Source organism: Xanthomonas sp. NCPPB 3570, assembly GCF_056725115.1.
On record NZ_CM161513.1, the window covers coordinates 217,258 to 233,374 of the forward strand.

At 70.4% G+C, this 16,117-nt stretch carries 13 protein-coding genes and 2 pseudogenes; 11 read left to right on the plus strand and 4 right to left on the minus strand.

From position 1 onward, the window contains the following. Window positions 1–76: 76 nt before the first annotated feature. From AC1PLR_RS00930 to AC1PLR_RS00945, 4 genes are all read left to right on the plus strand, one after another. Window positions 77–892 (plus strand): EcsC family protein, encoded by an 816-nt coding sequence (locus AC1PLR_RS00930; protein WP_371184031.1) that lies wholly within the window; start codon window positions 77–79, stop codon window positions 890–892. A 104-nt stretch (window positions 893–996) separates the two neighbouring features. Further along, window positions 997–1,821 carry an NYN domain-containing protein gene (locus tag AC1PLR_RS00935; RefSeq protein WP_267120257.1) on the plus strand — a complete coding sequence of 275 codons (825 nt, stop codon included), beginning with the start codon at window positions 997–999 and terminating at the stop codon, window positions 1,819–1,821. A 73-nt stretch (window positions 1,822–1,894) separates the two neighbouring features. After that, a complete protein-coding gene (locus tag AC1PLR_RS00940) occupies window positions 1,895–2,497 on the plus strand; it encodes a DUF938 domain-containing protein (RefSeq protein ID WP_481102362.1) in 603 nt (200 codons plus the stop codon). A 215-nt stretch (window positions 2,498–2,712) separates the two neighbouring features. Further along, a complete protein-coding gene (locus tag AC1PLR_RS00945) occupies window positions 2,713–3,495 on the plus strand; it encodes a hypothetical protein (RefSeq protein WP_420008521.1) in 783 nt (260 codons plus the stop codon). A 301-nt stretch (window positions 3,496–3,796) separates the two neighbouring features. Here AC1PLR_RS00945 and AC1PLR_RS00950 read toward each other — a convergent pair whose 3' ends face one another. Together AC1PLR_RS00950 and AC1PLR_RS00955 are read right to left on the minus strand one after the other, a co-directional pair. Continuing rightward, window positions 3,797–4,393, minus strand: coding sequence for a hypothetical protein (locus tag AC1PLR_RS00950; protein WP_481102363.1), 597 nt, complete (start codon window positions 4,391–4,393; stop codon window positions 3,797–3,799). 267 nt (window positions 4,394–4,660) lie between these two features. After that, a complete protein-coding gene (locus AC1PLR_RS00955) occupies window positions 4,661–8,383 on the minus strand; it encodes an indolepyruvate ferredoxin oxidoreductase family protein (protein ID WP_481102364.1) in 3,723 nt (1,240 codons plus the stop codon). A 190-nt stretch (window positions 8,384–8,573) separates the two neighbouring features. Here AC1PLR_RS00955 and AC1PLR_RS00960 point away from each other — a divergent pair, with 190 nt between their 5' ends. Next, window positions 8,574–9,185 (plus strand): tetratricopeptide repeat protein, encoded by a 612-nt coding sequence (locus AC1PLR_RS00960; RefSeq protein ID WP_481103507.1) that lies wholly within the window; start codon window positions 8,574–8,576, stop codon window positions 9,183–9,185. A 17-nt stretch (window positions 9,186–9,202) separates the two neighbouring features. On the opposite strand, the gene AC1PLR_RS00965 is transcribed toward AC1PLR_RS00960, so the two are convergent. Further along, window positions 9,203–9,403 carry a hypothetical protein gene (locus tag AC1PLR_RS00965; protein ID WP_481102365.1) on the minus strand — a complete coding sequence of 67 codons (201 nt, stop codon included), beginning with the start codon at window positions 9,401–9,403 and terminating at the stop codon, window positions 9,203–9,205. 114 nt (window positions 9,404–9,517) lie between these two features. On the opposite strand from AC1PLR_RS00965, the gene AC1PLR_RS00970 reads away from it, so the two are divergent. Continuing rightward, window positions 9,518–10,432 (plus strand): AEC family transporter, encoded by a 915-nt coding sequence (locus AC1PLR_RS00970; RefSeq protein ID WP_481102366.1) that lies wholly within the window; start codon window positions 9,518–9,520, stop codon window positions 10,430–10,432. Between the two features lie 264 nt (window positions 10,433–10,696). On the opposite strand, the gene AC1PLR_RS00975 is transcribed toward AC1PLR_RS00970, so the two are convergent. Further along, a complete protein-coding gene (locus AC1PLR_RS00975) occupies window positions 10,697–12,190 on the minus strand; it encodes an AAA family ATPase (RefSeq protein WP_481102367.1) in 1,494 nt (497 codons plus the stop codon). A 142-nt stretch (window positions 12,191–12,332) separates the two neighbouring features. On the opposite strand from AC1PLR_RS00975, the gene AC1PLR_RS00980 reads away from it, so the two are divergent. From AC1PLR_RS00980 to AC1PLR_RS01000, 5 genes and pseudogenes are all read left to right on the plus strand, one after another. Further along, on the plus strand, window positions 12,333–12,965 hold the full coding sequence (locus tag AC1PLR_RS00980) for a ParA family protein (RefSeq protein ID WP_010340933.1): 633 nt from the start codon (window positions 12,333–12,335) through the stop codon (window positions 12,963–12,965). A gap of 15 nt (window positions 12,966–12,980) precedes the next feature. Beyond that, a complete protein-coding gene (locus AC1PLR_RS00985; RefSeq protein ID WP_010340932.1) occupies window positions 12,981–13,457 on the plus strand; it encodes a SixA phosphatase family protein in 477 nt (158 codons plus the stop codon). After that, the gene (locus AC1PLR_RS00990; RefSeq protein ID WP_481102368.1) at window positions 13,448–14,068 is read left to right on the plus strand and encodes a YceI family protein; all 621 of its coding nucleotides are present in this window, start codon (window positions 13,448–13,450) and stop codon (window positions 14,066–14,068) included. Before AC1PLR_RS00985 ends, AC1PLR_RS00990 begins: the two co-directional genes overlap by 10 nt. An 11-nt stretch (window positions 14,069–14,079) precedes the next feature. Continuing rightward, a pseudogene (locus AC1PLR_RS00995) lies at window positions 14,080–15,358 on the plus strand (phospholipase D family protein); the annotation flags it as partial. A gap of 122 nt (window positions 15,359–15,480) precedes the next feature. Then, window positions 15,481–16,074 (plus strand): annotated as a pseudogene (locus tag AC1PLR_RS01000) (phospholipase D-like domain-containing protein); the annotation flags it as partial. Window positions 16,075–16,117: the final 43 nt, after the last annotated feature.

Genomic DNA, 16,117 nt, shown 5'->3' on the forward strand with positions numbered 1-16,117 from the left:
ACCGGTCATCGGCTCTCGACACCATGTCGCTGCCGCCCGGTGCATGCTGTCGCCTCCCTCGCCACGAGCTTCGGCCATGACCACGCTACTGCCCGTCCCCGTGATGGATGCCGCCGACCACCGCGACCTGGCCCAGGCGCGCGCCCTGCTGGAACACCCCGGCCTGGCGGCGAAGATCGCCAATGCGGTGGGCGCGCCGATCGAGGCGCTGATCAGCAAGCGCCTGCCGAAGATGCTGTCCTCGCGCATCGATGCGGTCAGCCAGCGCGCGCTGCGGGTGGCGTTGCGCTCGGCGCTGCTGACCCTGCGTGGGCAGGCGCCGGAACGCGCGCGGCCGCGCCTGCATGGCGCCGCGGTGGCGGCGACCGGCGCCGCCGGCGGCTTCTTCGGCCTGCCCGGGCTGGTGGTGGAACTGCCGCTGACCACCACCTTGATGCTGCGCTCCATTGCCGACATCGCCCGCGCCGAAGGCGAGCGCCTGGACGATCCGGCGACCGCCCTGGCCTGCCTGGAAGTGCTGGCGCACGGCGGCCGCAGCCAGCGCGACGATGGCAGCGAATCGGGTTACTTCGCGGTGCGTGCGGCGATGGCGCAGCAGCTCAGCGCCGCCGCGCAGTACATCGCCGCGCATGGCCTGGGCAGCAAGGGCGCGCCGGTGCTGGTGTCGCTGCTGTCGCGCATCGCCGCCAAGTTCTCGGTGACGGTCAGCGAGAAGCTGGCGGCGCAGGCGGTGCCGCTGGTCGGCGCGGCCAGCGGCGCGCTGCTCAACACGGTGTTCATCGCCCACTTCCAGGCGATGGCGCGCGGCCACTTCACCGTGCGCCGGCTGGAACGCCGCTACGGCGAGGCCGCGGTGCGCCAGGCCTACGAGGCGCTGCCGGCAGGGCGATGAGCCATGGCGGTCGCCGCATTGCGCTGGCTGTGGGCAGCGCGCGCTGGCACAGTGGTGACCGCTTCCACGCTTCTCCCGCTCTTTCCTTGCCGCAGGTGCACGCCATGAAAACCCGCCACCGTTCCGACAGCGACGACGACCAGCCGCGGCTGGCGGTGCTGATCGACGCCGACAACGCGCAGCCGTCGGTCATCGAAGGCCTGCTCGCCGAAGTCGCCAAGTACGGCCTGGCCAGCGTCAAGCGCATCTACGGCGATTTCACCAGCACGCGCATGACCCAGTGGAAGCAGGCGCTGCTGAAGCACTCGATCAGCCCGGTGCAGCAGTTCGCCTACACCAGCGGCAAGAATGCCACCGACAGCTCGCTGATCATCGATGCGATGGACCTGCTCTACACCGGCCGCTTCGACGGCTTCTGCCTGGTTTCCAGCGACAGCGACTTCACCCGCCTGGCGCAGCGCCTGCGCGAGGAGGGGCCGACGGTGTACGGCTTCGGCGAACGCAAGACCCCGGATGCGTTCGTGCAGGCCTGCGACAAGTTCATCTACACCGAAGTGCTGCGCAGCGAGGCCAGCGCCGCCGAACCGGCCAAGCCCGCCGCTGCGGCCGCCAAGCCGGCGGCCAAGGGCCGCAAGAAGCCGGCCGCGACGCCGGCCAAACCCGAGCCGACGCCCGCTGCCAACGAGACCAAGCAGGCGCCGCTGACCCTGCTGCGCCAGGCCATCGAGGAAGCCTCCGACGACCAGGGCTGGGCCGGGCTGGGTAGCGTCGGCAGCTATCTGAACAAGGTGCGCCCGGATTTCGATCCGCGCCTGTACGGCCACAAGAAGCTCAGCGACCTGCTGCGCCGGCTGTCGACGCACTTCGAACTGGAGGAGCGCGGCAACGAGGGCGGCGGCAAGCGCATTTTCGTGCGCTCGCGCGGATGAGCCGTCAGTCGCTGCCATTCGCGCTGGTGCGTGCCGTCGCGGCACGCAACGGCACACACAGGTGCACGACACGATGAGCGATCGACCCTACGCCCCGTCCTGCGACCGCAACCGCGATCCGATCCTGCGGGTGCTGCAGCGGCACTTCGCCGGTCGCCGCCATGTGCTGGAGATCGGCAGCGGCACCGGCCAGCACGCGGTGCATTTCGCCGCGGCGCTGCCGCATTTGAGTTGGCAATGCAGCGAGCGCGCCGAGCACCTGCCCGGCATCGCGCAGTGGCTGGCGGCGGCAGGCCTGCCGAACACGCCGCCGGCGCTGGCGCTGGACGTGCGCGAGGGGCCGTGGCCGCACACCGGCTACGATGTGGTGTTCACCTCCAATACCTTGCACATCATGGGCTGGGACGCGGTGCAGGCGTTCTTCGCCGGGGTCGGCCAACTGCTTGCCGCCAGCGCCGGCGGCATGCTGGTGGTGTATGGGCCGTTCAATTACGGCGGCGCCTTCACCAGCGACAGCAATCGCGACTTCGATGCGTGGCTGAAGGCGCGCGACCCGGCCAGCGGCATCCGCGATGCCGAGGCGGTGGACGCGCTGGCGCAGGCGCAGGGCCTGACGTTGCAGGAAGACGTGGCGATGCCGGCCAACAACCGTTGCCTGGTCTGGCGCCGCGGCTAGGCGCGGCTGACCGCGACGACGATCTGAACCGGGTGCGCGATCGGCCCGACGGTGGCGCGTTGCGTCCAGGTGACGAAAGCGTGCCGTGCCCCTCATGACGGGTTCACCACTGTGCCACGGCGGATTCACCGCGCGCTTGCGACTGTGCGTCGACACCCGCCGCCGCCGAACGGGCCTGCGGTCGGTGCTTCCTTCCTTCGCCACGGAGCGTTCCCATGGACAACAACGACAAAGCCCGCGATCTCAATCGCGACCCGATCTCCGGCACCCCGGGTTCGCATCCGGTCGGGGTCGGTATCGGCGGCACCGCCGGCGGCGTGGCCGCGGGCGCACTGGCCGGCACCGTGTTCGGGCCGCTTGGCACCTTGATCGGCGCAGCGGTGGGCGTGGTCGCTGGCGCGGCTGCGGGCAAGGGCGTGGCCGAGCGCATCGATCCCACCGGCGAAGACGCCTACTGGCGCGAGGAATACCGCAACCGCGACTACGCCAAGGCCGATTACGACTACGATCGCGACTACGCCGCGGCCTACGGCCTGGGCCTGCAGGCCCGCGAGCAGTATCCCTCGCGCACGTGGGACGAACACGAGCGCGAACTGTCGCACGACTGGGGCACGCGCCGCGGCGACTCGCGCCTGGAGTGGGACGAGGCGAAGCTGGCCGCGCGCGATTCCTGGGAGCGCGCCGATGCCACCTACCGCACCTACGAGGACAGCGACCGCTACTACGCCGATCGCTTCGACACCGTGGACTACCGCGAGACCGACAGCAGCTACGACGACTACCGCCCGGCCTACCGCTACGGCGTGCAGGCGCGCAGCCGCTACCGCGACCGGGTCTGGGACGACCGCCTGGACACGGACCTGGAAAGCGGCTGGGAGCGCGCCAAGGATCGCTCGCGGCTGAGCTGGGCGCAGGCCAAGGCCGCCGTGCGCGAAGCCTTCGATTCGGATCGCTACGATCGCCCGGGCCGCGGCAATCCGCCCGATCCGCGGGTCTGATTCGACGTTCGTTCCGTTGAGTGCCTTCGCTCGAGTTACCACCCGGCACTCGACAGAGTGACGTCTCGATACGACACAGCGGCCGCTCGCCTAGGGCCGCTGTGGCGTATACGGAGTGTGCGGACCCAACCATGTGGGAGGGACTTCAGTCCCGACGCGCAGACCCTTCCGTCATCGACAGCATCGCGATCGACCGGGATCCATCTGCATGGTAGTGGTGCGCGGGAAGGCGCTGGCACAGGCTGCATCGCCACCGGGTGACATGGCAGGTCGCGGCTGAAGCCGCTCCTACAGCCTGGCCCTACAGTCCGTCCGACTTCAGCGAACTACCCGCAGGTTGTTGCGCCGTCGATTGCAACGGATCGTCCTCCTGCGCATCGGCCTCGGCGTCTTCCTTCAACGCCGCATCCCACCATGCCGGGGCTGCCAGCGGTTCTTCCCCATAGCCGTTCATGCAACCTGTTCGTTGCTGCTCCAGGCGCTTGTAGTCCAGGGTGAGACGTTGCACGTCCTGTTGCTCTGGCCACTCGGTGTAGGCGAAGTAGCCCTCGTACTGGTTCCCATTGATGCAGGCGATATACGAATCCGCCCGCAGCCCGGCTGCCTGAAAGACCAAGACACGCGCCTCGCCGTTGCGATCCAGGCGGCCATGGAAGACCGTCCATTTGCCCGATGCGCAACTCGCGCCGGAGATCCCCATGTAGCTCAGGCACGGAATCGACCACACGTCCTGCTGGACGCGGATCCTCGCGCCGGAGAGCGGCCGATCGGGCCCCGCCACGACGCGTATCGTGATGAACCGCGGCATGATCCAGGGGCCAGCGTGCTCCGCCAGCAGGTAGAACAGCAGGATGGCGCCCACCAGCGCCATGCATGCGAGTTTGACCAAACGCTTCACGCGATGTTCCTTCGAGGGTGATGCGGTCGTGGATCGCTGGCGATCCACGCAACGCGCGGATGATGCCCAAGGCCGGTTGCCCTGGGCGATGCTGCTGTCCTGCGTGCTGCTGGAGTCGGGTTGAGGCTGCAGCCGCTCCTGCAGCAGATGCACGCCAGGGAGCGCGGGAGGGCGGCAGGCGCGGCGCCCGCCGCGCCGCGTTCGGTCAGACGCCTTCGATGCCGCCACTGCGCCGCCGCTGCACGGCGGCAGGCGTTCGTCTCCCGCTCAGGCCGCCTGCACGATATGCAGCGCCTTCGGATTGCGCCAGGTCGCCAGCAGCCGCGCTTCGCGCTGCTTGGCTTCGTGCAGGTGCGCTTCCTTGACGTGGCCGTAGCCGCGGATGTGTTCCGGAATGCTGGCGATCTGCACCGCCAGCGCCAGGTTGTCGGCCTGCAGCCGCTGCAGCAGTTCGTCCACGGTGGCGACGTAGTCGGCGATCAACTGCCGTTCGCCGCGGCGCTCGGCGCTGTAGCCGAACACGTCGAAGGCGCCACCGCGCAGCCGGCGCAGCTTGGCCAGCCACTTGAACGCGGTGAACATCCACGGCCCGTACTCGCGCTTGCGCAGCCGGCCGTGTTCGTCCTTCTTCGCCAGCAGCGGCGGCGCCAGGTGGAAGCGCAGGCGGTAGTCGCCCTCGAACTGCGCCTGCACCTGCTGCGCGAACGCGCCGCTGGTGTACAGCCGCGCGACTTCGTACTCGTCCTTGTAGGCCATCAGCTTGAATGCGTAGCGCGCCACCGCTTCGGTCAGCGCGGTCGAGGCCGGGGCCACCCGCTGCTCGGCGGCACGCACGCGCTCCACCAGCGCGGTGTAGCGCGCGGCGTAGGCGGCGTCCTGGTAGTCGACCAGGAAGGCGTGGCGGCGCGCGACAAGCTCGTGCAGCGAGCGCGACAGGCGACTGTCGTCCAGCGGCGCGTGCCCGGCCTCGCCGCTGTCGGCGGCGGCCGGCAATTCGCGCGCCGGACGCGGATTGGACGGATTGCGCGGGGCGGCGCTGGCGCCGGCCTCGTGGCCTTCCCACTCGCCCGGCGGCAGTTGCTGCAGGCCCAGCGTCTGGCGTTCGCCCTCGTCCGCGGCCGGATCGGCGAGACCCGCCGCGCGTCGCACCGCCGGCAGGTCCAGCGCCGCCAGGCGACCCCAGGCGAAGGCCTGCTGGTTCATCGTCACGGCCGCGCCGTTGAGCTCGATGGCGCGCATCAGTGCGGCGTGCGACAGCGGCACCAGGCCCTGCTGCCACGCGTAGCCGAGCATGAACAGGTTGCTGGCGATGGCGTCGCCGAGCAGCGCGGTGGCCAGCTGTGTGGCGTCGAGCAGCAGCGGATCGCGCCCGCCCAGCGCCAGGCGCACGCCGGCAATGATGTCGGCTGCCGGGAACTGCATGTCCGGATGCGTGGTGAAGGTACCGGGCATCGCCTCGTAGGTGTTCAGCACCACCTGCGAGCGGTCGCCGCGCACCTTCGACAGCGCCCAGTAGTCGTTGACCACGACCATGTCGCAACCCAGCACCAGGTCCGCCTCGCCGGCGGCGATGCGCACCGCGTGCAGGTCTTCCGGTTGCCGCGCGATGCGGATATGCGTGGTGACGGCGCCGCCCTTCTGCGCCAGGCCGGTCTGGTCGAGCACGCTGGCGCCCTTGCCCTCCAGGTGCCCGGCCATGCCCAGCAGCGCGCCGATGGTGACCACGCCGGTGCCGCCGACGCCGGTGATGAGGATGTTCCAGGGCTGGCTCAGGTCGCTGCGGAAGTTCGGCGCCGGCAGTTGCTCCAGCAGTGCCGCGGCCTCGGCCTTGCGGCCCTTGCGTGGCTGCCCGCCGTGCACGGTGACGAAGCTGGGGCAGAACCCGGACACGCAGGAGTAGTCCTTGTTGCAGCTGGACTGGTCGATCTGGCGCTTGCGTCCGTACTCGGTCTCCTTCGGCAGCACCGACACGCAGAAGCTCTTCTCACCGCAGTCGCCGCAGCCTTCGCAGACCAGCGAGTTGACCAGCACGCGCTTGGGCGGATCGGGCAGCTTGCCGCGCTTGCGCCGGCGCCGCTTCTCGGTGGCGCAGGTCTGGTCGTAGATCAGCACGCTGGTGCCCTTGACCTCGCGCAGGCGCCGCTGCACCGCGTCCAGTTCGCTGCGGTCGTGGAACTCCACGTCGCTGGGGAACAGCTCGCGGCGCCGCGTCCACTTGCCGATGTCGTCGCTGACCAGGGCGATGGTGTGCACGCCCTCGGCGCGCATCTGCCGGGCGATGTCGGGCACGCTGAGGGTGCCGTCCACCGGCTGCCCGCCGGTCATCGCCACCGCGTCGTTGTAGAGGATCTTGTAGGTGATGTTGACGCCGGCGGCGATCGACTGGCGGATCGCCAGCGAGCCGCTGTGGAAATAGGTGCCGTCGCCCAGGTTCTGGAACACGTGCGGGGTGTCGGTGAACGGCGCCTGCCCGGCCCAGGTGACGCCTTCGCCGCCCATGTGGGTGAAGGTGTCGGTGGCGCGGTCCATCCACGTCACCATGTAGTGGCAGCCGATGCCGCCGAGCGCGCGCGAGCCCTCCGGCACCACCGTGGAGGTGTTGTGCGGGCAGCCGGAGCAGTAGTGCGGCACGCGCGGGAAGTTGGCGCGCGGCAGCGCCATTTCCGCTTCCTTGGCCTCCATCCAGCGCAGCCGCTGCTGGATCGAGTCGGTGTCGAGCGCGGCGGACTGCGGCAGGCGCAGGATGCGCTGGCCGATCACTCCGGCGATGGTGGCCGGGGTCAGTTCGCCGGTGGACGGCAGGATCCATTCGCCGGCCTCGTCGTACTTGCCGACGATGCTCGGGCGCGGGCCGGCGCTGGCAGGCCAGTTGTAGAACTGCTCCTTCATCTGCCGCTCGATGAAGGCCTTCTTCTCCTCCACCACGACGATGTCCTGCAGCCCGCGCGCGAACGCGGCGATGCCCAGCGGCTCCAGCGGCCAGGTCATGCCGACCTTGTACACGCGGATGCCGATGCGCGCGCAGGCGTCCGCGTCCAGGCCCAGGTATTCCAGCGCCTGCAGCACGTCTAGGTAGCTCTTGCCGGTGGTGACGATGCCCAGCCGCGCCTGCGGCGCGTCCATCACCGTGCGGTCGATGCCATTGGCGCGGGCGAAGGCCTGCGCCGCACGCACCGCGTAGCGGTGCAGGCGCATTTCCTGGTCCAGCGGCGGATCCGGCCAGCGGATGTTGAGTCCGCCGGGCGGAAGTTCGAAATCCTCCGGCAGCACGATCTGCCGCGCGAACGGGTCCACCTGCACCGAGGCCGAGGATTCCACCGTCTCGGCGATGGTCTTGAAGCCGATCCAGCGCCCGGTGTAGCGGCTCATCGCCCAGCCGAGCAGGCCCATGTCGAGGATGTCCTGCACCCCGGCCGGGTTGAGCACCGGCATCATCGCGCTGACGAACTCGTCCTCCGAGCCGTGCGGCAGGGTCGAGCTGCGGCAGGCGTGGTCGTCGGCGGCCAGCGCCAGCACGCCGCCGTGGCGCGAGGTGCCGGCGGCGTTGCCGTGCTTGAACACGTCGCCGCAGCGGTCCACGCCCGGGCCCTTGCCGTACCACATGGCGTACACGCCATCCACGCGCGCGCCGGGGAACAGGTTGGTCTGCTGCGTGCCCCAGACCATGGTCGCGCCCAGGTCCTCGTTGAGGCCGGGCTTGAACACCACGTTGGCCGCGTCCAGGTGCTTGCGCGCGCGCCACAGTTCCAGGTCGAACCCGCCCAGCGGGCTGCCGCGGTAGCCGCTGACGAAGCCGCCGGTGTTCAGCCCGGCGGCGCGGTCGCGCAGCTGCTGCATCAGCGGCAGCCGCACCAGCGCCTGCACGCCGGACAGGTAGATGCGGCCGTCGGTTCGGGTGTACTTGTCTTCCAGCGTATAGCCGGTATCCACGCCGCCAGCGGCCGCTGCGGCGAGGGAGGACGACGGACGCGGATCGGCGATGCGGTTCATGGCTTGCCCGGAAATGGAAGGCTGGCGGGCGCGCAGCGCCTGCCGCGCGCGATCGTCCCGATTGTATCAGCGGCGATTTTTGCGCTCGTTCTCGTCCACGTCGGCCCCGCCGGGGTAGGATGGGACCCGGGTGAGGGGATCACTCCAGGGGATTGCAGCAGTGAAGGCATACACATACGCAGTGGCCGCGATGCTGGCCTGCATCGGGCTGGCCGCCGCGGCCAGCGTGCGGGCGCAGGCATTGCCGGCACCGAAAGAGTTCTATTTCGACGAAGACCGCAGCACCACGCGTCCGGTCACCGCCATCGCCGGCAGCGGCGAGGCCCTGGTCGATCGCCTGGCCAGCGCCGTGCAGCGCGACCCCGATGCCAACGAAGCGCGCGCGCAGTTGGCCGGCATCGCCATGGCCGGCGGCCGCCAGGAACTGGGCGAACAGCTGTACCAGGCCGCGTTGCACGGGCTGCCCGCCGGTGTGCAGCGGCGCCAGGTGCAGTGGAACTACGGCTGGGACCTGCTGCGTGCCGGCGACCCGGCGCGCGCGCTGGCGCAGTGGGGCGCGCTGGTCAACGGTCGCCCGGCCGCGCCGGACTGGCTGCCGCCGACCCTGGCGCTGGCACTGTGGCGCTTGCAGCGCAAGGACGAGGCGGTGAAGTGGTATGCCGCGGCGGCGCGCACCTGGCCGGACAAATGGGGCGCCACGGCCGATTTCGTGGCCTTGCTGCCGACCTGGCGCGACGACGAGCGTGCCACTCTTGCCGAAGTGCAGGCCGCCTGGAAGGCAGCGCCGCCGGCCTGGCCCTGAGTCGGCGCGCAGCGCGCCTACCGCGGCAGGGCGGGGCGCGCGTCGAGGCCTGCGTCGAAAGCGATGCGGCTGTCGCCTTCGCGTTTGCTGCCGTTTGAGGCGCAACGCACGCAGGCGTCCCCACGCGTCGCGCCGAGCGCGATGTCGCCCACGCAGGCGTTGCCGACGCGGCGCTGGTGGGCCGGTATGCCCCGCGCGTTGCGGATCACGATCGCCATCTTTGATCTGCCACGCGCTGGCATGTCGGCGCGGCCGCGGCGGCCGCGCCTCCATCGCGTCCACACCGCGCATGCGATGATGCGGGCCGATTCTCGTCGAGTTGCGTTGTCGCGATGGCCTTCGATGCCTTTGCCCTGATTCTGGCCATGCTGGCGCTCGGCAAGCTGTTCGCGCGCCTGCGCGTGTTGCCGGCCAACACCACCGAGGTGCTCAACGGCGTGGTGCTGTACCTGTGCCTGCCGGCGTCCGTACTGATCTACGTGCCGCGCCTGCAGTTCAATTGGGAGCTGCTCGGATTGATGCTGACGCCGTGGCTGCTGACCGGCGTGAGCGTGCTGGCGATGCTGGCCCTGCGCGGGCCGCTGCGGCTGCGCCGCGAGCAGCAGGCGGTGCTGCTGCTGTGCGTGGCGCTGGCCAATTCCAGCTTCATCGGCTACCCGATGGTGCGCGCGCTGCTCGGCGAGGCGGCCCTGCCGTATGCGGTGGTCTACGACCAGTTCGGCACCTTCGTGTTGCTGTCCAGCTTCGGCCTGTACGTGCTGGCGCGCTACAGCGGCGAGGCGCCGCCATCGCCGCGGCAGACCCTGCTGCGGATGGCGCGCTTCCCGCCGCTGTGGGCGCTGCTGTTCGCGCTGACGCTGATGCCGGCGCAGCCGCCGGCGTGGATCGCCTCCGGCCTGCAGCACCTGGCCGACGCGATGCTGCCGCTGGTGATGCTGGCGGTGGGGTTCTCCATCCAGTTGCGGCTGCCGCGCGAGGAACTGGCACCGCTGGCTGCCGGGCTGATGTTGAAGCTGCTGGTGCTGCCGGCCCTGGCCTGGCCAATGTCGTGGGCGCTGGGCCTGCGTGGGCAGGCGCTGCAGGCCAACGTGCTGGAATCGGCGATGCCGACCATGATCACCGCCGCCCTGCTGGCGATCTCGCATCGCCTGGCGCCGCGCCTGGCCGCGGCCTTGGTCGGCTACGGCATCCTGCTGTCGCTGGTCACTTTGCCGGCGTGGGCGTGGTTGTTGGGGGCATTGCGGTAGTGGTGGCGCGACGGAGCTAAATTGCACGGCATGGCATCACGCGCGTCCGTACCCTCATCCGCCCCTTCGGGGCACCTTCTCCCGTGGGGAGAAGGAGAAGCTTAAGCCCCTCTCCCCCCGGGAGAGGGGTTGGGGTGAGGGTCGGGCGCAGCCTCATGAAAGCAGGAGCAGTCGCAACCAACACCGGAAGCGACCGATAGCGCCTGGTCGCGGCTGAAGCCGCTCCTACACAGCCCCACAACGCCGCGACTGGACCGCCCGCAACTAATCCGCCGGCACCGTCCGCCCACTGGCCCAACTGCGCAGCGCCTGCACCTGCTCGGCCATCAACACCGAAAGCGGTCGGGTGTTGCGGATCTCCTGCATCAGCAGCTCGGTGTCCAGCGGCCGCTGTTCGGCATGCGCGGCATACAGCCCGGAGACGATCGCCTGCTCGATCTCGGCGCCGGAGAACCCATCCGCCGCGGCAGCCAAGGCCGGCAGCGCGAACGCGTCCGCGTGCAGTTGCCGCCGGGTCAGATGCAGGCGCAACAGCTCCACGCGCGCCTGCGGATCGGGCAGGTCGACGAAGAAGATCTCGTCGAAGCGGCCCTTGCGCAGCAGTTCCGCCGGCAGCTCGTGCACCTGGTTGGCGGTGGCGACGATGAACACCCCGGCGCTGCCGTCGGCATTGCCGCGTTCGGCCATCCAGGTCAGCAGCGTGCCGAGCACGCGCCGCGACACGCCGCCGTCCTCGCCGCCGCTGGCCAGGCCCTTCTCGATTTCGTCCATCCACAGCACGCACGGCGCCAGCTGTTCGACCGCGGCAAGGGCATCGCGCAGATTCTTCTCGGTCTCGCCGTGGTACTTGGCGTACAGCGCGCCCATGTCCAGGCGCAGCAGCGGCACGCCGAACCCGGCGGCGGTGGCCTTGGCCAGCATCGACTTGCCGCAGCCCTGCACGCCGAGCAGCAGCACGCCCTTGGGCGGGTCCAGCCCCGGTGGCGCGGTGCCGGCGAACACCGCGCGGCGCTGCGCGATCCATTGCTTGAGCCGGCGCGCACCGGCCACGTCCTCGAAGCGCGTGGCGTCGTTGTCGTACTGCAGGTGGCCGCTGCGGTTGAGCAGTTCGAACTTGAGCTTGGCCAGTTGCGGCAGGTCGGATGCGGTGAGCGCGCCGTCGGCGTAGATCAGTTGCCGGGCGATGCGCCGCGCGTCGATCAGGCTGAGGCCGCGCAGGTTGCGCAGGATCTGCTTGACCGCCTCGCCGTCGACTTCCACCCGGCGTCCGCCGAACTCGCGCGCGTAGCCCTGCGCTTCCTCCTGCACCATCTTCAGCAGCGCGTTGGCGTCGGGCAGGCGCGGATTGAAGCGGGTCGCCAGCGCCTCGAGTTCGGGCGGCAGTTCGATCCGCGTGCCGATCAGCACCAGCACGTGCGGCTGGCAATGGCGGCGCTCGACGATGTCGCGCAGCAGGCGCTGGTGGCTGGCATAGCCCAGGTACGGTGTGACGTCGAGCAGCAGGTAGATGCCGCGCTGATCGGCCTGCTTGATCGCCTGCAGCACCGCGCTGGCGTCCGGTGGCCCGCTCGGCGGGTCCTCGCGGTCCAGGTCGATGCGGCGCAGGCCCTCGGTGATCGACCAGCGGTGCAGGGCGCGCCAGACCTGCATCAAGGCCTGTCGGAACAGATCGACGATGCGCGCCTCCTCCTGCGTCTCGATCACGATCAGGGGCGTGTTGGCGCGGATCAGCGCGACCAGGTCCTGCAGTTCGCTCATGGCATCGGAAGCCGAAGGGGGCCGCCACGATAGCAAGCCCGGCGGCGGCCGGCGTGCTGTCGGTCGGCATGCTGCATGTTGACTACCGGCTGACGTAGGGCCGGTGTACGCTCCGGCTTCTTCCCCCGGAAGCGAGGCGTGCATGAAGACGATCCTGGTGGCCGGCTCCAAGGGTGGCGTGGGCAAGACCACGGTCGCCACGCACCTGGCGGCGTCCTACGCGCTGGCCGGCAAGCGCACGGTGCTGGCCGATGCCGATCCGCAGGGCTCCTCGACCCGCTGGGCCGAACGCCGCGCCGGCCTGGACAGCGCGGTGCTGCCGATCGACGCCAGCCGCAAGCGCAGCTGGCGCGCGGCGCTGCCCGACGACGCGCAGCGGGTGATCGTCGATGCCGCCGCCGGCGCCATGGCCGAGGATCTGGGCCACTTCCTCGACGAGGCCGACGCAGTGGTGGTGCCGGTGATGCCGTCGGCGCTGGACATCGAGGCCACCGTCGGCTTCCTCAACACCCTGGCCAAGGTGCCGCGGGTGCACCAGCGCAAGTTGCCGGTCGGGCTGGTGCTCAACCGCAGCAAGCCCTGGACCAACGCCACCCAGCAGGCGCTGCAGATGCTGGGCGAATGGCCCTACCCGGTGGTGGCGCAACTGCGCGACAGCCAGGCCTACGTGGTGCTGGTGGGGCTGGGCCGCAGCCTGTTCGATTACCACTCCGTCCAGGTCCGCGACCACCAGCAGGACTGGGAACCGTTGCTCAAGTGGCTCAAGAAGGCCTGACCGATGACCATCGTTTTGCGAGAAGTGATCCTGCTGCGCCATGCCCACGCCGAACCGGCCGACACCGGCCAGGCCGATTTCGACCGGCCGCTGTCGCCGCACGGCCTGGCCGAGGCCGAGGCCGCCGGGCGCTGGCTGCTGGAGCAGCGGCTGGTGCCGGACCGGGTGCTGTGTTCGCCGGCGCGGCGCGCGCGCGAGACCCTGGAGGCGGTGCTGGAGCTGACCGGCTACGTCGAGCAACGCCTGGAGCCGCGCATCTACGAGGCCACTTCGGGCACCCTGGCCGATCTGCTGGACGGCCACCGCGACGTCGAGCGGCTGTTGCTGGTCGGCCACAACCCGGGCCTGGAGCGGCTGGCGGCACTGATGCACAGCGGCCAGTCCGGCGACTACCGCGGCATGCCCACCGCCAGCGTCGCCGTGCTCGGGGTCCCGCACGACGCGGCGATCGAGCCGGGCGTGGCGCGCTTGACCGCGTTCTGGTGGCCCTGAGCGCGCTGCGCAGGTCCCTGCGGCCGGCGCTGTGCGCCGCGCTGCTGCCGTTGTGTCTGTGGTGCGCTGCCGCCTGTGCGCAGGTGACGCCAGCCTTGCTGGCACCCGGCGAGTACGCGCTGGACCCGGCGCAGTCGCGCTTCGGGTTCGAGATCCGCACCCGCTTCGGCCAACGCATCGAAGGCTTCTTCCCGCGCTACGAGGGCACCGTGCACGTGCTGCCCGATGGCCGCCATCAGGTGCACCTGCGCCTGTTCACCGCCTACGTGGAAATCCCCGGCAAGCCGCGCTACACCGGCTGGATGCGCGGCGAGGATTTCTTCGACGCGCCGCGCTACCCCACCGTGTCCTTCGACTCGCAGCCGTTCTCGCCGCAGGTGCTGGGCAAGGGCGGGCCGATCCCCGGCGTCCTGAGCATCCGCGGGATCAGCCACGCCGAGACGCTGACCGTCATGCCGGCCGCATGCACCCGCGCAGGCTATGATTGCGACGTCATCAGCCGCGGTACGGTATTGCGTGGACGTTACGGAATGGACAAGTGGGATCTGGCCTTGAGCGACCGGGTCACCTTCGTGCTGCGCGCACGCCTGACCGAGGCGTCCACTCGGTGACATCACGATGGATGCGGGTGCTGGTGGTGGTGGCGCTGCTGCTCGGCAGCGGCTGCGCGAGCCTGTCGCAGGCGCAGCACGGCCGTGCCGTGGCGATCGCCGAGGCCGCGCGCGACCGCCAGGTCGACTGCACGCGCGGGGACCACTGCGCGCTGGCCTCGCCGCTGCGCGGGCTGGCCGGCAAGGCCTTCGCCCAGTCCGGCGACGGCGCGCCGCGGCATTACGCCACCATCCTCGACCACGGCGAAGAAGCGCTGGTGGCGCGGGTCAACCTGATCCGCAGCGCCAGCCGCAGCATCGACCTGCAGACCTACATCTTCGACAAGGACGACAGCGCGCGGCTGGTGATGGACGAGCTGCTGGCCGCGGCGCGGCGCGGGGTCAAGGTGCGGGTACTGATCGACCAACTCTCGGCGATCTCCGACCTGCAGATCCTCGGCGCCCTGGCCGGCGCGCACGAGAACTTCTCGCTGCGCATCTACAACCCCACCTTCGGCCTGGCCAAGCCCAACTATTTCCATTACGCCGCCAGCGTGCTGTGCTGCTTCCGCCGCTTCAACCAGCGCATGCACAACAAGCTGCTGGTGATCGACGATGCGATCGGCGTGGTCGGCGGGCGCAACTACCAGGACGACTATTACGACTGGGACGCCGAGTACAACTTCCGCGACCGCGACGTGCTGGTCGCCGGTCCCGTGGCGCGGTCGATGGCCGCCAACTTCGACGCCTACTGGGCCGCGCGGCGCAGCGTGCCGGTGGCGCGGCTCAACGACGTCGGCAAGCTGCTGCTGCGCGAGGGCGTGCCGGCGATGCCGCCGGCGCAGTTCCTGCGCCCGGAGCGGGTGCAGCGGGTCAGCGAGGAGGCGGCCGATCCGGCCTTCGTGGAGAACGCCTTCGTGCTTCCGGCGCTGCCGGTCAAGCATGTGGACTACGTCGCCGACCTGCCGCAGAAGCACCGCCGCGAACACGGCCCCAAGGCCATCTCCACCGCGCCCAAGCTCGACCGGCTGATCGCCGACGCGCGCGAGGAGATCATCCTGCAGACGCCGTACCTGGTGCTGTCGGACCCGGCGCAGGAGATCTTCCGCGACCTGCGCAAGCGCACCCCGCCGCCGCGCGTGGTGGTGGCCACCAACAGCCTGGCGGCCACCGACAACCCGGTGGTGTACGCGCTGTCCTACAAGTACAAGCGCCGCAACCTGCGCGAGCTCGGCTTCGACATCTACGAATACAAGCCGTTCCCGCTGGACGCGCCGGTGGACTACGCCAACCTGCTGCCGGCGCCGCTGCAGGGCGAACTGCCGTCCACCGCGGCCAGCGACGACAACCAGGGCGAGCCCGGCAGCGGACGCAACACGCTGCTGGGCGGCAGCGCCGCCGGGCGCAGTTCGCTGCTCGGCAGCGGCAGTGGCGGGCCGTCCGGCGGCCGCGGCGACGGCAGCGAGGTCGCGCGCCGGGTGCTGCGCACCGAGACCCGCCCGTCCTACCTGAGCCGGCGCATCGCCAACCGGCCGTTGCCGGTGACCCGCGAGGGCGCGCGCATGGGCCTGCACGCCAAGTCGCTGGTGGTGGACCGCCGCGTCGGCGTGATCGGCACCCACAACTTCGACCCGCGCAGCGAGACCTACAACACCGAAGGCGCGGTGATCGTCGACGATCCAGCGTTTGCGCAGGCGCTGGCGGCCAGCATCGGCCGCGACATCGAGCCGGAGAACTCCTGGGTGGTGGCGCCGCGGGTCAAGCCGCCGGTGCTGTCGGGCCTGAACTACAGCATGGGCAAGGTCTCCGAGGCGCTGCCGGTGCTGGATTTCTGGCCCTGGCGCTACGCCACCGACTACGAGTTCCAGCCCGGCCCCGACTGCCCGGCACCGCTGACCCGGCGCGATCCCGGCTTCCACCGCTGCTACAGCGCGGTCGGCGACTTCCCCGAGGTCAACGTCGGCCCGAAGTGGCTGCTGGTGCGGATGTTGACCGCGTTCGGCTCGGGCTTGGTGCCGATTCTCTGATGGGCGGGGATTCGGGATTCGGGATTGGGGATTCGCAAAAGCG

What these genes read in the sequence shown, in the direction of transcription:
- AC1PLR_RS00930 (WP_371184031.1), top strand. Translation starts at nt 77, where the DNA reads ATGACCACGCTACTGCCCGTCCCCGTGATGGATGCCGCCGACCACCGC.
- AC1PLR_RS00935 (WP_267120257.1), top strand. Translation starts at nt 997, where the DNA reads ATGAAAACCCGCCACCGTTCCGACAGCGACGACGACCAGCCGCGGCTG.
- AC1PLR_RS00940 (WP_481102362.1), top strand. Translation starts at nt 1,895, where the DNA reads ATGAGCGATCGACCCTACGCCCCGTCCTGCGACCGCAACCGCGATCCG.
- AC1PLR_RS00945 (WP_420008521.1), top strand. Translation starts at nt 2,713, where the DNA reads ATGGACAACAACGACAAAGCCCGCGATCTCAATCGCGACCCGATCTCC.
- AC1PLR_RS00955 (WP_481102364.1), bottom strand. Translation starts at nt 8,383, where the DNA reads ATGAACCGCATCGCCGATCCGCGTCCGTCGTCCTCCCTCGCCGCAGCG.
- AC1PLR_RS00960 (WP_481103507.1), top strand. Translation starts at nt 8,574, where the DNA reads ATGCTGGCCTGCATCGGGCTGGCCGCCGCGGCCAGCGTGCGGGCGCAG.
- AC1PLR_RS00965 (WP_481102365.1), bottom strand. Translation starts at nt 9,403, where the DNA reads ATGGCGATCGTGATCCGCAACGCGCGGGGCATACCGGCCCACCAGCGC.
- AC1PLR_RS00970 (WP_481102366.1), top strand. Translation starts at nt 9,518, where the DNA reads ATGGCCTTCGATGCCTTTGCCCTGATTCTGGCCATGCTGGCGCTCGGC.
- AC1PLR_RS00975 (WP_481102367.1), bottom strand. Translation starts at nt 12,190, where the DNA reads ATGAGCGAACTGCAGGACCTGGTCGCGCTGATCCGCGCCAACACGCCC.
- AC1PLR_RS00980 (WP_010340933.1), top strand. Translation starts at nt 12,333, where the DNA reads ATGAAGACGATCCTGGTGGCCGGCTCCAAGGGTGGCGTGGGCAAGACC.